Annotated in this window: 9 protein-coding genes; 3 read left to right on the top strand and 6 right to left on the bottom strand. The window is 47.6% G+C overall.

Translation table 11 applies throughout. The annotated features are described in order from the left end of the window. Nucleotides 1–11: 11 nt before the first annotated feature. Together NFI80_RS15670 and NFI80_RS15665 are read right to left on the bottom strand one after the other, a co-directional pair. On the bottom strand, nucleotides 12–3,860 hold the full coding sequence (locus tag NFI80_RS15670) for a hydantoinase B/oxoprolinase family protein (protein WP_235165147.1): 3,849 nt from the start codon (nucleotides 3,858–3,860) through the stop codon (nucleotides 12–14). 33 nt (nucleotides 3,861–3,893) lie between these two features. Then, nucleotides 3,894–4,349, bottom strand: a complete 456-nt coding sequence (locus tag NFI80_RS15665) for a hypothetical protein (protein ID WP_235165146.1) — start codon at nucleotides 4,347–4,349, stop codon at nucleotides 3,894–3,896. 212 nt (nucleotides 4,350–4,561) lie between these two features. Between NFI80_RS15665 and NFI80_RS15660 the strand changes: the two genes are divergently transcribed. Next, on the top strand, nucleotides 4,562–4,879 hold the full coding sequence (locus NFI80_RS15660; RefSeq protein ID WP_235165145.1) for a nucleotidyltransferase domain-containing protein: 318 nt from the start codon (nucleotides 4,562–4,564) through the stop codon (nucleotides 4,877–4,879). An 18-nt stretch (nucleotides 4,880–4,897) separates the two neighbouring features. Here NFI80_RS15660 and NFI80_RS15655 read toward each other — a convergent pair whose 3' ends face one another. The 4 genes from NFI80_RS15655 to NFI80_RS15640 form a co-directional block, all read right to left on the bottom strand. Further along, nucleotides 4,898–5,776: an AraC family transcriptional regulator gene (locus NFI80_RS15655; RefSeq protein WP_235165144.1), complete on the bottom strand. Its 879-nt coding sequence runs from the start codon at nucleotides 5,774–5,776 to the stop codon at nucleotides 4,898–4,900. A gap of 18 nt (nucleotides 5,777–5,794) precedes the next feature. Next, nucleotides 5,795–6,766 carry an arabinan endo-1,5-alpha-L-arabinosidase gene (locus tag NFI80_RS15650; protein WP_235165143.1) on the bottom strand — a complete coding sequence of 324 codons (972 nt, stop codon included), beginning with the start codon at nucleotides 6,764–6,766 and terminating at the stop codon, nucleotides 5,795–5,797. 10 nt (nucleotides 6,767–6,776) lie between these two features. Then, entirely contained in the window at nucleotides 6,777–10,541 is a 3,765-nt protein-coding gene (locus NFI80_RS15645; protein WP_235165142.1) for a PVC-type heme-binding CxxCH protein, read from the bottom strand. A 222-nt stretch (nucleotides 10,542–10,763) separates the two neighbouring features. Continuing rightward, nucleotides 10,764–11,891, bottom strand: a complete 1,128-nt coding sequence (locus tag NFI80_RS15640) for a Gfo/Idh/MocA family protein (RefSeq protein ID WP_235165141.1) — start codon at nucleotides 11,889–11,891, stop codon at nucleotides 10,764–10,766. A 162-nt stretch (nucleotides 11,892–12,053) separates the two neighbouring features. Here NFI80_RS15640 and NFI80_RS15635 point away from each other — a divergent pair, with 162 nt between their 5' ends. Further along, nucleotides 12,054–12,605: a GNAT family N-acetyltransferase gene (locus NFI80_RS15635; protein WP_235165140.1), complete on the top strand. Its 552-nt coding sequence runs from the start codon at nucleotides 12,054–12,056 to the stop codon at nucleotides 12,603–12,605. A 62-nt stretch (nucleotides 12,606–12,667) separates the two neighbouring features. Continuing rightward, on the top strand, nucleotides 12,668–14,113 hold the full coding sequence (locus NFI80_RS15630) for a glycoside hydrolase family 125 protein (protein ID WP_235165139.1): 1,446 nt from the start codon (nucleotides 12,668–12,670) through the stop codon (nucleotides 14,111–14,113). The last annotated feature ends 75 nt before the right edge of the window (nucleotides 14,114–14,188 follow it).

Raw genomic sequence — 14,188 nt, 5'->3', positions numbered from 1 at the left:
TACATTAATTTTTAACCGAATCCTCCGCCACCGGGCGTTTCAATTATTAAAATATCACCCTTCTGCGCTTCCAGGCTGCATATTCCTGGCAATGATGTGGTTTCGCCATTGCTGACCAATGTGTGTATGCCACATTTTCCGTCTTCGCCGCCATTCAGTCCGTAAGGTGCGTATTTTCTGTGTTGTCCCAATAATGTGAGCTGTAATGGTTTGAGAAATTCGAATTGTCTCACGATGCCATCGCCGCCGTTGAATGTTCCTTTTCCACCGGAATTTTTGCGAATGCCAAATTCCAGCAAATGCACCGGATACTTGCGTTCGAGCTGCTCGGGGTCGGTGATGCGCGTGTTGGTCATGTGCTGGTGCACGGCAGAGCGACCGTGGAAGCCAGGACCGGCGCCAGTTCCGCCTCCTATGGTTTCATAATAGCCAAATTGCTCATCGCCAAAAAGGAAATTATTCATCGTCCCCTGGCTGCATGCCGCCAGTCCGAACGCTTTAAGCAATGTATCCACCAGCCGCTGGCTCACTTCTGTGTTCCCGCCAACCACGGCCGGACATTGGAAAGGATCGTCGGAAAAATTGGGATGGAGGAAGCTGTTATCCGGCAAAATAATGTCCACATGCTTCATTAGGCCATCATTGAGCGGAATTTCTTTGTTTGCCAAAAGCCTTAACACATACAAAATCGCGCTATACAGGATCGAAATGTTTGCATTGAGATTGTTGGGATGCACATCAGAAGTGCCGGTAAAATCAAAAACCTGCTTTTCGGCGGTTATGGAAACTTTCACCTGAATACGATGGCCGTCATCGAGAAATTCAGTTGCTTCGAAAATTTTGTTTTGCAATGGAATTAATGCGGTTTGAAGCTGTGCCACGGCATTTTCTTTCAATAGCCGCATGTATTTCCGGACAGTTTCGAGTCCGTGCAGGTCCACGAGCCGCAACATTTGCTCACTGCCTTTCCGTAATGCAGACAATGCGGCGATAATGTCGGCTTCATTGGACAGGAAATGCCGGGTAGGATAGGGGCCTTCCGTGAAAAGTGCGCGGATGGTTTCCCATTGAAATACATTGTTTTTGATCAGATATTGAGGCAAAATAACGACGCCTTCCTCAGCCAGACAAGTTGCATCCGGCGGCATGGAGCCGGGAGTTTTGCCTCCGACTTCTGCATGATGGGCGCGGTTGATAACGTAGCCAATGCAAGTTTTGTCTTCCGTATAAATGCCCGAAATCAATGTAATGTCTGGCAAATGTGAGCCGCCATATTTCGGATGGTTCGTAATGATCACATCACCCGGACCGATCTCAATCGCATCTTTCACCAATCTCCCGCAAATCCCCATGCTGCCCAAATGCACCGGAATATGCTGCGCATTCACCAGCAACTCACCGTCCTGATCCAGCAACGCACACGAAAAATCAAGCCGTTCTTTTACATTCACCGAAAACGCCGTCCGCTGCAACTGAACGCCCATTTCGTCCGCAATGGATTTGAAACGATTGGTGAAAAGCTGCAAAGCAACTTCCTCGCTTTGTTTTTCGGCTGTCATGTGAGTTTCCGAAGTTTTGAAAGCAATCGCGTCCTTGCTGTTTTGAATGATCAGTTTCCAGTTTTTTGGGATGTAGGCGGTAGAAGTGTTGTTTAATAAAATCGCTGGGCCGGTGAGTTGGTCGCCCGCTGCGAGTTTGTCCCATTCAAAGAGGTTAGCAGCATCGCGAGCCTCTGGTTTTTCCGTTTCAGATGATTTTGTCTCAAATAATGGTGTGACACTTCTTATTGCATCCGCTGAATTTCCCTCCTTAATGATCGTTTCCAGCGCAATAGGAGCCGTTTTCTCCTGAATCATCAGTTTCAAACTTTCCAATTCAATGGTCAGGTTTGCGGGAAAATAGCCGAATTGTGCCGTGTAAAGTTTTTCAAAAGCATTCAATGTTTCAGCGCCTTCATAACTTACTTCAATTGTATTTTCCTGTCCTGCAAAACGAAGATAAACATAGCAAAAAGCGGTTTCGAATGCAGTAACGCCCTGATCTTGCAGATTTGCAGCGCCTTCCTGCAACAATTCGTTTTTCCAATGTTCAATTTTATCCGCCGATTCTTTCCAGGGAAGCAGGATTTGTTTGGAAACAATGGTGCTGATCAGCGCCTCGCCCATGCCCACAGCGCTGAAAAGTCCGGCGTCGTAAGGAATGATAACGGTTTGAATATCCAGCAATTCGGCCAGCTGGCAACTGTGCAATCCGCCAGCGCCGCCAAATGTGATTAATGCAAAATCAGCAGGATTAATGCCCTTTTCAACCGAGATTTTACGGATCGCATCAGCCATTTTCTCATTCGCAATCCTTTCCAGGCCGGTTAGCAGCTCCGAAAATGAAAGCACATTGCCCGTTTGCGATTCAATGCCTTTTTGCAAATTATGAAGCGCCGCCAAAGCAGCATCCGCCCGAACGGGAATGCCAAATTTCGAAGCATCCAGTTTGCCCAAAAGCAAATTCACATCCGTAATCGTCAGCGGACCGCCCGTGCCATAACATGCCGGCCCCGGCGAAGCCCCCGCACTTTCCGGCCCGACTTGCAGCGAAAATCCATCAAACCAGCAAACAGAACCGCCGCCAGCCGCCACCGTTTCAATCGCCAATGTCGGGTTATGGAATTCGATGCCGTCAATTTCGGTGATGTATTTCAGCTCCGGCCGCCCATCGATCAGCGCCGTATCCGTGCTCGTGCCGCCCATATCGAATGTGATTAATTTGGGGAATCCGAGGCGTTTTCCAGCATTGGCAGCCGCCACCATGCCACCAGCTGGGCCACTTAATAAGCTGTCTTTGGCCCGGAAACCGCTAACCTCGGAAAGGCTGCCCGTGCTGGTCATGACTTTTAAGCTGCCAGTGCTAAGCGGATTGCCGCCCAACGAGTTGTCGCCCAGCGGGGTGTCGCCCAGCGGAATGCCGCCCAGCGGAGTGTCGCCCAACGAATTTTTTATATTAGTCAAATATTGATCTAAAACCGGATCGAGATAAGCATTTACCACGGCCGTTTGCGTGCGCCGTAGAAAATGGGAGAAAGGGAAAAGCTTGGAGGAAACGGAAATGTATTTGGCTCCATTTTCCAAGAATGCTTTTTCAGCCATGAGTTCATGCGCATTGTTTTGGTAAGAATGCAATAGGGAAATGGCAATGGAATCAGCGTTTGCGGCGGATGCTAATGTTGTTAATTCTGCCGCGTTCAACTCCTGGATCACGTTTCCCGAAGCATCCAATCGCTCGTCAATTTCCAAGACTTCGGAATACAGTAATCTTGGCTCGGGAATGTCGATTTGAAACAGGGAAGGGCGTTGCTGATTGCCGATGTAAAGGAGGTCCTTAAAGCCTTTTGTGACTACTAAAAGCGTTTTCGCTCCTTTTCTTTCTAATAATGCATTGGTTCCCCTCGTGGTGCCGAGGCGCATTTCGAGCGGAGGCAGAGTTTCGGTCAGTTTGGTTTTGGTCAATAATCGCGCCGCCAGAACAGGCGCTTCTTCGCCACTGAATATTTCAAAATCGGTGTTTTGAGCAAATGGAAGATCATTTTCAAGAGTGAATGTTTGATTGGAAGAATCAAAAGAAATGACTTTGCTAGTCAAATCATTTTCCAGCAAGCGCAATGTATAGCCTTCCAGCAAGCCCGCATCAAACGCCCAGGAAGCCGCATATTGAAAAGTTTTATCAGCCAGCTTACCAACAATCCGCCCCCGCACGCAGCCCGAGCTCAGCACTTTCAACCTCGTTTTATTCCCCGCAAAATCCACCGCCAGACAATCCGTAAAAGTCCCGCCCGTATCCACCCAAATCTTCCAAAAAGAACCACCCATTTTTCCCAATTCAGCCAAACCAAAAAAGTAATGTTAAGCTCCAAAATAGGGGAGATTTGAAATAAAACCTATGGTTACGAGAAAAATGGCTTCGCTTTGATTTTTATGTAAGTTTGGAGGAGGAATATACCAGTGAGTGGTTTGAGAAAATGAAGTAAGCAAGGGAAAATCCCAAAGGGATTTAATATCAGTAGCAAAGTCAACATGCGCGCAAAAATGCAAATCCCAGAGAGATGCAAGATTGGTAGAAAAAGAGGAAATCAACGTAAAACGCCAATCCCGGAGGGATGCAAGATCGGTAGAAAAAGGAAAATTAACGTAAAACGCAAATCCCGGAGGGATGCAATATTGGTAGAAAAAGGGGAAATCAACATAAACGCCAATCCCAGAGGGATGCAAGATTGGTAGAAAAAGGAAAATCAACGTAAGACACCAATCCCAGAGGGATGCAAGATTGGTAGAAAAAGAGAAATTAACGTAAAACGCCAATCCCGGAGGGATGCAACGTCGTGTACATTATTACATCCCTCCGGGATTGTTTTTGCACTGATTTCAAATTTGCTACCAATATTATGTCCCTCTGGGATTGGCGTTTTACACGCACGTGAATTTGCTACCAATATTATATCCCTCCGGGATTTGCGTTTTACACGCATGTGAAATTGCTACCAGTATTATATCCCTCTTCAAACACTAAGATTATGGATCAAAGAGAGGCAATTATAATCGCGCAGCAGTATATTGACTTGGTAAATCAGACTTACCCGGTGAAACAGGCTTTTCTTTTTGGATCATTTGCAAAGGGCAATAGTCATTTGGATAGCGACATTGATATTGCGTTGGTGCTGGACCGTTCGGCAGATATCATCGAGACGCAGATTGATATGATGAAGCTTCGTAGAAACATTGATTTGCGCATCGAACCGCATCCGTTTATTGTTCAAGATTTTCAAAGCTCCAATCCGGTCGCCCATGAAATCATGAAATATGGGATAGAAATTGGGAAAGTGGCAGCCTAGCTGTCTTCTCGAACAATATTACCCAACCCGCTCACGAAAGTCCTTATGAAACTCCCTTGGACTTTTTCCCATAATCTTCTTAAAAACCCGGTTGAAATTCGTCACATTATCAAATCCAGTCTGGTAACTCACATCTGAAAAGCTGTCGAATTTGCCGGAAATGATGATTTTGCAGGCTTCGTTGACGCGGACTTCGTTGAGGAAGCTGATGAAGGTTTTGTCGGTGTGTTTTTTGAAATAACGGCAGAATGCTTGTGGAGTGAGGTTGGAGATTTCTGAAATTTCGGCTAGTGAAATGTGCCTTTTGTAATTGGTGACAAGATATTGAAAAATCTGGTCCATGCGGATTCCTTCGACTTCGGAAATGATCTGCTCGCTGTTGTTGGTGGCCAGCGGCTTAATGTCGCGGATGGTGGAGAAGAGATGCAGCAGCGAAATGAATGACGCGACGCGCATGCTGTCTTTGTTCTGTTTTAATTCGGAAATCGTCTTCTGGACAAGGGGCAATGCGGATTCCGGAATCTGGTAACCGTTGTGCAGGCCGTCGACAAATTTACGGATACTGGCCATTTCCGGCAGACTCAAAATGTTCTGATGAAGCTGCGTTGGATTGAAGAAAATGGAAACGGAATGGACTTGCTTTTTTTCTTCGGGATTGAAATAGGCTTCGTCGTTTTTGAAAATATGCGACTGATTGGCACCGATAATGTAAACCTCGCCCGACTCAAAACGCTGCATATAATTGCCAGCGATTAGAATCCCCGAACCTTCCACGACCCATTCAATCTGAACCTCCCGATGCCTGTGCAAATGATTGTAATAATGCGGCAACACGTCTTCCTGCACCACAATGGTGTGCTCCTTGGAAACCGGAATGGTGAATTGGACGACTTTCATTTGCGTTTTTTAAACATATTATAACGACGGCCAGCCGTCTTCCCAGCGCAACTTCTCAACCCGCAGCTTCGAGCGGCCCTTGTCTTTGGCGTCATAACCATGAAATATCAGATAATCCGTGCCATCGAAGGTGCAAACCGCATTGTGCCCTACGCCATGCCAATCTTTATCGCCTTCCAGCAGCAATGTTCCGCCCCCATTTTTCATCGGCGTTCCGGCCTTGTCCATGTAAGGACCGGTCAGTTTTTCCGAGCGGCCTACGCGCATTTTGTAAGTGCTTTTTTCGCCGCGGCAGCAATAGTCGTAGGAGGCGAAAAGGTAATAATAGTTATTTTTCTTGAAGATAAAAGGTGCCTCAATGGCTCCATTGCCAGATTCTGAATTTGATGCGGTCTTTGGAACACTGGCTAATGTATGCCATTGCTGCGGATCTGTCGCAATGGACATTGCATCCTGATTGAGCTTGACGAGCTTAATGCCATTCCAAAATGAGCCGAATGATAACCATGGCTGCTCATTTTCGTCTAAAATAAAATTGGGATCAATCGCATTCCATTCATCCCGGCCAGGCACAGATTCAACGACTTGCTGGTGGTCGGTCCAGCGGTAATCCGGACTTCTGGGGTCCAGTGTTCTATTGGTCGCCAGGCCGATGCAGGAGCGGTTTTTACCAAAAGTTGAAATAGAATAATAGAGATAATACAGGCCACTATGTAACGCAATGTCCGGCGCCCAAATGTGCCCTTTGAAACCAGGAACTGCTTTTACAGCCCACTCGGGCGGGGACGCAAAAACGGGCTTTTCTTTCTTCCAGTTTTCCATATCCTTTGAAGACCAGACGCTTATGCCTCGTCCTGTGGTGAAAACGTAGTAAGTTCCATCCTGGCGGATCATGACGGGATCGTGCGCAGGAATGTTTTTAAACAAAGAATCCTGGGCGCAGGATATTTTAGCGCCCAGGATTAGTATCAGAAAAGCAATGTGCTTCATTGATTTCAGGTTATTTACTCAAAACCGCCTGCTCTTTGATGACCTTCATGTTGCCTTTCATCAATCGCCAGTGACCTGGGAATGTGCAGACGTAAGGATAGTCGCCAACCACGTCAGGCACTACGAATTTCAGGCGGAAAGTTTGTCCCGGGTTCACAAGCGGCGTTGCGGCCAAAACTTGCGGAATGTTTGGAACGTAGTTTTTCTCTGCGCCGTCTTTGGCAGTGATCATTTTGTCAGCGGCTGCACCGATTATTTCAGTTGATTTCGGTTTTCCAACCACCACATTGTGCTGCATCGCATCCGGGTTTTCAAAAACAAGCTCAATCGTTTTTCCTGCAACGGCAGTGAATTCGGTTAAGCTAAACTTCATTTCCTCGCGGATCGCTTTGATCTGAACCACCTGCACATTCGGGTCAACTGCAACATCTTCCTTGATGCCGTAAGATTCCATTAATGTTGTGAAACGTGTGCTCAAATCGTCCGGAAGGTCGCCTTTGATCGAAGCAAGCAATGTTTTGCCTTCTTCGTTTGCAGTTTCCTTGCGTTTTGGATTCCATGCGCCTACGATTCCTTTCATGATGGCGTTACGTCCTTGCGGGTCAAGCGTTTGCGCTGTTTTGATCATTTTCAAAACATCGTCACCGCTTGCGTAGGAAGTGTAACCGCGTGTTGCGCGCTCCAATGCAAAGTCAGAAAGCTTGTCCATGCGCTTCACTTCGAAGCTTTTGGTCATCGTGTTGTTTTTGTTCTCGTCTTTTTCTGGAACAACATTGTCCACGTCCACCGTCGCGGTAATGTTCACCTTACCCGACTCGTCCGATGTAAAGCCGAAACCTGATTTCCAGGGACCGTTATTTCCCTCCGTCAGTTTTACAGTTTCACCCGGCGCGATGCCGCTGTTAAGCTGGCGGCTGATGTAATTCGTGTTCAATGAACGACTTCTGATGCCCACATTTACAACCGGAACCAGCTCTTTTGGAACCGCAACAGAACCTTGGTTTGTAATTTCAATCACCACACGCGCATATTCACGAACGTAAGGTGTTTTTGGCTCAATCGTAATGTTCGTAATGGCGAGTTCAGCTGAGCCTTCCACGGTTGGTTTCGCAGCTGCGGTGTGCGCACTGTGATCCATGTTGCTGTGGTCCATGGCCTTATCTGCACTTGCTTTTTGTGTAGAAGCGGCAGTTGCAGACGATTTGCTTACGCGTTGTGCGAGATATTTCTCACGCAATTTGCCATTTTGAGCATTCAAAATCGCAGCAAAAGCATCCGGCATCCAGCGATCTTCTGGCATTGCATAAGTGTCCATCAATCCCAAAACCGCAGTTTCAACTTCCGGCGTGTAAGGAATTTCGGAGAATGCAAGCAGCGAATTCAAGACTACAAGCGGCGCTTTGTCGTGCAATGCATCAGCTGTTAACAATGTTTGCGCAGTGGCAGGATTACGTGGCAACACCTGAACGGCTGTTTTGCGGACGTCAGCAGATGGGTGTTTCAATGCTTCCGTTACGGCAGCCAAAACCGCCGGATCTTCGATCGCTTTAAGACCGTGCAATGTCCATAATGCGTGGATAGCAGCTGTGTTAAGGCCAACTTCGTCAACGCTTTTGTCTTTAACCAGCTCAACCAATTTGCCCGTAACATCTTTGTTTCCGCGTTCAACCAAAAGGCGTTGCGCGTGACGGCGCCATAGCATATTGGTGTTTTTCAATGTCGCAACCAGCTCGTCCGGGCGGTCTTTGCTCAAAACGATCGGCGTATATTTCGGCGCATCTTTCCAGGCAATGCGATACAAACGACCGTGTGTAAAATCACGCAGATCGGTTTCATATGCATTTCCTTTTCCATTTTCAGATCCTTTTGGCGTCGGATTGTGCTGGATAATGTAGCTATACCAGTCGGCCACCCAAACAGCGCCATCCGGACCAACTTCTGCAAACACAGGAGCAACCCATTCGTCGGCACCTGCCAGCAAGTTGAAGCCTAATGCATCCTCAAAATCAGTTCCTTTCGGTTTCATGATATTTTGGTGCAAAATGTGCCCCGTAGGCTCAGAAACGAAGGCAACATTGTTCCAATATTTCTTTGGAAATGCTCTTGCTGTGTAAAAATTATGTCCGGCTGCGGCAGTAAATCCGCCAAAAACGTCCACTTGACGCACTTTTGGCGTGATTGGCTGCATGTCTTTATGCGTATCCGTGCTGCGACTTCCGTTGTCTACTTTGCTTTGACCAAAATAACGGTTTGGAATGGCGCTATACCAGCCGTGCGAGTTGTTAGCCGTTGAGCCAAAAAGATCGCCCGCTTCGTTAAAACCAAGTCCCCACGTGTTATTAGAGGTTTTGGCCACAATTTCCATATCCGTTCCATCTGGTTTGAAGCGGAAAAGTGCTTGTCCAAAGTTCAAAGAATCGGCGTTTCCGAATTTGCCTTTGAAGCCTGAGTAACCAACCGATCCGTAAACCCAGTTGTCAAATCCGTAATGCAGGTTAGAAGGTCCGGCGTGCGTATCACCCGTTCCGAAGCCTGAGAAAAGGATCTTTTTTACGTCCGCTTTGTCATCACCATTGGTATCTTGCAAAAACAGCATATGCGGCGCCTGCGAAACGATGATCCCGCCGTTGGCAAAAACAAGACCTGTCGGAATGCTCAGATCGTCAGAGAACTTCGTGAATTTATCTGCCTTGCCATCTTTATTCGTGTCTTCACAGATCAAAATGTAGTCGCTTCCGCCTGTGTCTTTGCGCTCATTTGGATAATCTTTTGTGATCAAAACAAACAATCTGCCGCGCTCATCCCAGGTCATTGCGATCGGGTGCATTACGTCTGGCTCGTGCGCGAAAACGTCCAGTGTGAAATCAACCGGGATTTGAATGTGCTTAACAGATTCCTCCGGCGACAACGGCAATTGCTGCATTTGCGGGCCAGGGCGCTGCTCGTAGTTTGGAAGTTTGGCTTCACGATACTCAAATGGTTTTGGGGCCAAAGCTGCCAACGATTTTCTTGCGTCATCATTAACCGCCCAAAGAATTCCTTTTTCCAGCATATCCTGAAATCCAGGAACCGACCAGGTGCGTTCGTCGTGGCCATAAGCCGTGTAGAAAATGCGGCCTTTTCCGTGTGTTCTCACCCAGGTGTAAGGCTCTTTTTGCTGGCCTGGTCTGTCTTTTTCCTGATCTTTCTGGATCAAACGCTCCGTCAGAACAATGTTGTCGGGCTGTAATTTCTCGTGCAAATAGGTTTCATCCACCGTTTTGAACTCCTTCACACCAGCGATAGCAGGGTGATCTGGCTTAGTCCAAACAGGCTGAATCGTGTCCCAGGTATGTCTCCAGAACTGGCCACCGATCAGCTTCACCACTTCCGGATTGTTGCGGAAACAATACGAAGCGCAGTGAATGGGGATAAAGCCTTTTCCGCTCGCCACGTAATCCAGCAATGCTTTCGCTTGCTGCGGCGCGATGGAATCCCAGTTTGCATAAAGCATCAGGGCATCGTATTTGTTAAGTGTCTCAGGATTAAGGTCGTTCAGGTTATCCGTGTAGGTAAAGTTGAAACCTTTCGGGCCTAATGCAGCCATGATCTGCGGAACGCGTTCGGCAGGCTTATGGTGTCCGTTGTCTCCCAAAAACAGGATTTCCAGACGCCGCGCCTTTCCGGCCTCGCTCTTGACCGAGGAGCTCTTCACCGACGCGTTCTGCGATGAAGGCTGAGAGGCACAGCCCAGCAGGACAATACCAAGGATAAAGGATAACGCTTTGGTTTTCATTGAGTTCTATGTTCTCTTATTTGTTTTATGCTTTGTTGTATGTTGCTGCTAGTAGCACGCCTTGTCAGCCTGAGCGGAGTCGAAGGCGCGCTACTGGCTTGGTAACACGCTTGTCAACGGCATGGTGCACGTGCCTTCGACTCCGCTCAGGCTGACAGAGGCTCTTGCTCAGACTGACAAGGCGCCCCACTCCTCAGTACAGGCCGCCGGGCGGCCGAAGAGTTACGACAGCTCCTTAAAATCAGGCAGCTGAATCAACGCCCCGCCTTGCAATGCCGACTCATGCGCCAGGATCCCAACGCTCGTCCAGTTGGCCGATTGCCATGCATTCGGGAAAGGATCGCGGTCTTCTATTAATGCGGTGATGAATTCGTGGGCCAAATGCGGGTGTGAGCCACCGTGGCCGCCGCCTTGTACAAATGACAAATGCGCGTTTTCGTCCAGGTTATAAACGCCTTTTCCAGTGAAATGCTGGATTTCTTCTGGCAAATAATGTGCGTAATCAGGCGTCGCCACTTTTTCAGCAATTTCGTGTTCCGGTTTTTTTGCCGTATGGATCACAGGATCTTCGCCTTCGATCAATGGCCATTCGAAAGATTTTTTGCTTCCGTAAACCTCAAAACTTTCTCTGTACTGGCGCGCCACGTCAAATAACGAGCGATATACATAAGCTGATAAGTCGCTGTCCTTAAATTTAATATGCGCGGACTCAACCGCAAAAGGAGAGTTGTGAATTTTTGCCAGATCTTCGCTGATCGTGCCTGAACCGAAGCAGGAAACATACTCCGCTTCCAGCTTCAAAAGTCCCGCAACCGGGCCTACGCAGTGCGTTGCGTAATGCATAGGAGGCAATCCAGGCCAGTAATCAGGCCAGCCTTCCATATCCTGCTGGTGACTTGCTTTCAGGAACTGCACTTTTCCCAATTCACCTTTTTCATACAATTCTTTTACAAAAAGGAATTCCCGCGCATAAACCACGGTTTCCATCATCATGTATTTTTTGCCCGATTCTTTGGTCGCTTTCACGATCTCGATGCAATCCTCCACGCTCGTCGCCATCGGCACGGTGCAGGCCACGTGTTTGCCCGCGCGCAATGCCTTCAAAGTTTGCTCGGCGTGGTTGGGAATAGGGGAGTTAATGTGTACGGCGTCTACATTCGGATCATTCAAAAGGTCGTCGTAACTTGTGTAGCGCACGTCGATGCCATATTGGTCACCGATTTCATTCAGTTTGGACTCTGTACGCTGGCAAATTGCGTACATATTTGCATTGGGATGTTGCTGGTAAATGGGGATAAATTCGGCTCCGAAGCCAAGACCAACGATTGCAACATTAATTTTTTGAGACATATTTATTTTGGTAGGTTAATGATCCGGTTTTAGGCAATACAATTTTAAAACAAAATAGTGCTAAAAACTTTACGTCTTTTGATTAGTACTGACTCGATTTTGACCTGCTTTTTGGCGCAGCGACAAATTCTTGCAAAATATAGATAGAAATTATTAAATTTTATGATCCGACCAGCCATACCAGAAGACGCCCCAAAGCTCGCTCCCCTCATTATTCTCGCCCTGGGCCACATTGCCTGCCTCTTCGCAAAATCCGACGATCCCAGTGACGCAATTCCGCTGATGGAAAAGTTTATTGCGGACAAAGGCAATCAATATAGTTACGAAAATACATTGGTTTACGAAGATGAAAACGGCGTAATCGGCTCGATTGTCGGTTATGATGGCGCTCGTTTGCATGAACTTCGCGCGCCTGTTCTGAAAGTCCTCCGAGCATCCGATCCTAACTTTTCACCCGGCGACGAAACTGAGGCTGGCGAGTATTATGTCGATTGCGTGAATGTAAATCCGGCGCATCAGGGAAAGGGAATTGGTAAAAAGCTGCTCAACGCGTTTTGTGAACTGGCCGCTGCAAAGCATTTCAGTCGCGTCGGATTGATTGTGGACAAGGTGAACCCGGATGCCAGGAAGATCTATGAAAAAGTAGGTTTTCAGGTGGCTGGCGAAAAGGATTTTCTGGGGCACACGTATGATCATATGGTGTGGGAGGTGTAAAAGGAGATTTTTGCCTAAATTGCTTCTTTAAAATATTTTAATAAATCATTTTTCCTGAATCCATGTCTCAACCGAGCAGTTCTCATCGGAGAACATTTATAAAAGCCAGCGCCATGGCTGTGGCCGGAATGGCCGTTTCCAATTGGTCATTTGCCAAGAATGCTGCTGATTTTCTCGTCGTTCGCATTCCTGCCGACAAGCGCAGTTTTACCAGTCCAGCCGTGGAAGCGACGATTACCCGCATGAAAAAGGTGATTAAGGACCCGGAATTGGCGTGGCTTTTCGAAAATTGCTTTCCTAACACCATTGACACAACCGTACATTACAAACCCATCGACGGCAAACCCGACACATTCGTCATCACCGGCGACATCGACGCCATGTGGCTCCGCGACAGCACAGCGCAGGTTTGGCCGTATTTGCCATTGCTCAAAGAAGACACAAAATTGAAGGATATGGTCGCCGGCCTCATCAACCGCCAGACCAAATGCATCATCATCGATCCTTACGCCAACGCATTTTACGATCGCCCGAAGGAAAGCGAATGGACTAAGGACGTAACGGACATGAAACCCATGCTCCACGAACGCAAATGGGAGCTGGATTCGCTCTGCTACACCATTCGCCTCGCTTATAATTATTGGAAAATAACCGGCGACACCAAGCCATTTGACGCTGATTGGACAAAGGCAATGGGGTTAATTCTCAAAACCTGCAAAGAACAGCAACGCAAAGACGGCCCCGGCCCATACAAATTCGGTCGCGTCACTTCGTGGTCAACGGACACGGTTCCAGGCAATGGTTATGGGAATCCAATCAAACCAAACGGCCTCATAGCAAGCACATTCCGTCCTTCTGACGACGCGGCGATGTATCCATTCTTCGTCCCTTCCAATTTCTTTGCAGTCGTTTCCTTCCGTGAAGTGGCTGAAATGTTAGAAAAAGTAGGCGGCGAAGGCGCGAAAATGGCAGGTGATTTTAAAGCGCTGGCAACAGAAGTCGAAACTGCATTGAAAAAATATGCCGTCTATCCACATCCGGAATTCGGCAAGATCTATGCATTTGAAGTGGATGGCTTCGGCAATTATCTGCTTATGGACGACGCTGGCATTCCAGGCTTGATCAGCATGCCATATTTGGGTGCGATGTCGGTTAAAGATCCAATCTACATCAACACAAGAAAATTCGTCCTAAGCGATTCAAATCCTTATTTCTTCAAAGGAAAAGCAGGCGAAGGCTTAGGCAGCCCGCACACATTGGTAAACCAGATCTGGCCCATGGGTATCATCGCTAGAGCCATCACGTCCACAGACGAAAAGGAAATCGAAGCGCAGCTGAAACTGTTGAAAACGACACATAACAACACAGGCTTCATGCATGAATCTTTTGATAAAGATGATCAAAGCAAGTTTACTAGGAAGTGGTTTGCTTGGGTGAATACTTTGTTCGGGGAGTTGATTTTGAAGTTAGAGAAGGAGCGGCCACATTTGCTGGCGAAGGTTTATTGATGCGGGCTTTGTTGGGTGAACTGCGGGTTGAAACCCGCAGTTAAAAATGTTTCGAGCCTACGGCTCTTGCGAAGT

It is taken from the genome of Dyadobacter chenhuakuii, assembly GCF_023821985.2.
In the GTDB taxonomy this organism is placed as follows: domain Bacteria; phylum Bacteroidota; class Bacteroidia; order Cytophagales; family Spirosomataceae; genus Dyadobacter; species Dyadobacter chenhuakuii.
This window is presented reverse-complemented; position numbering and strand designations above follow the sequence as displayed.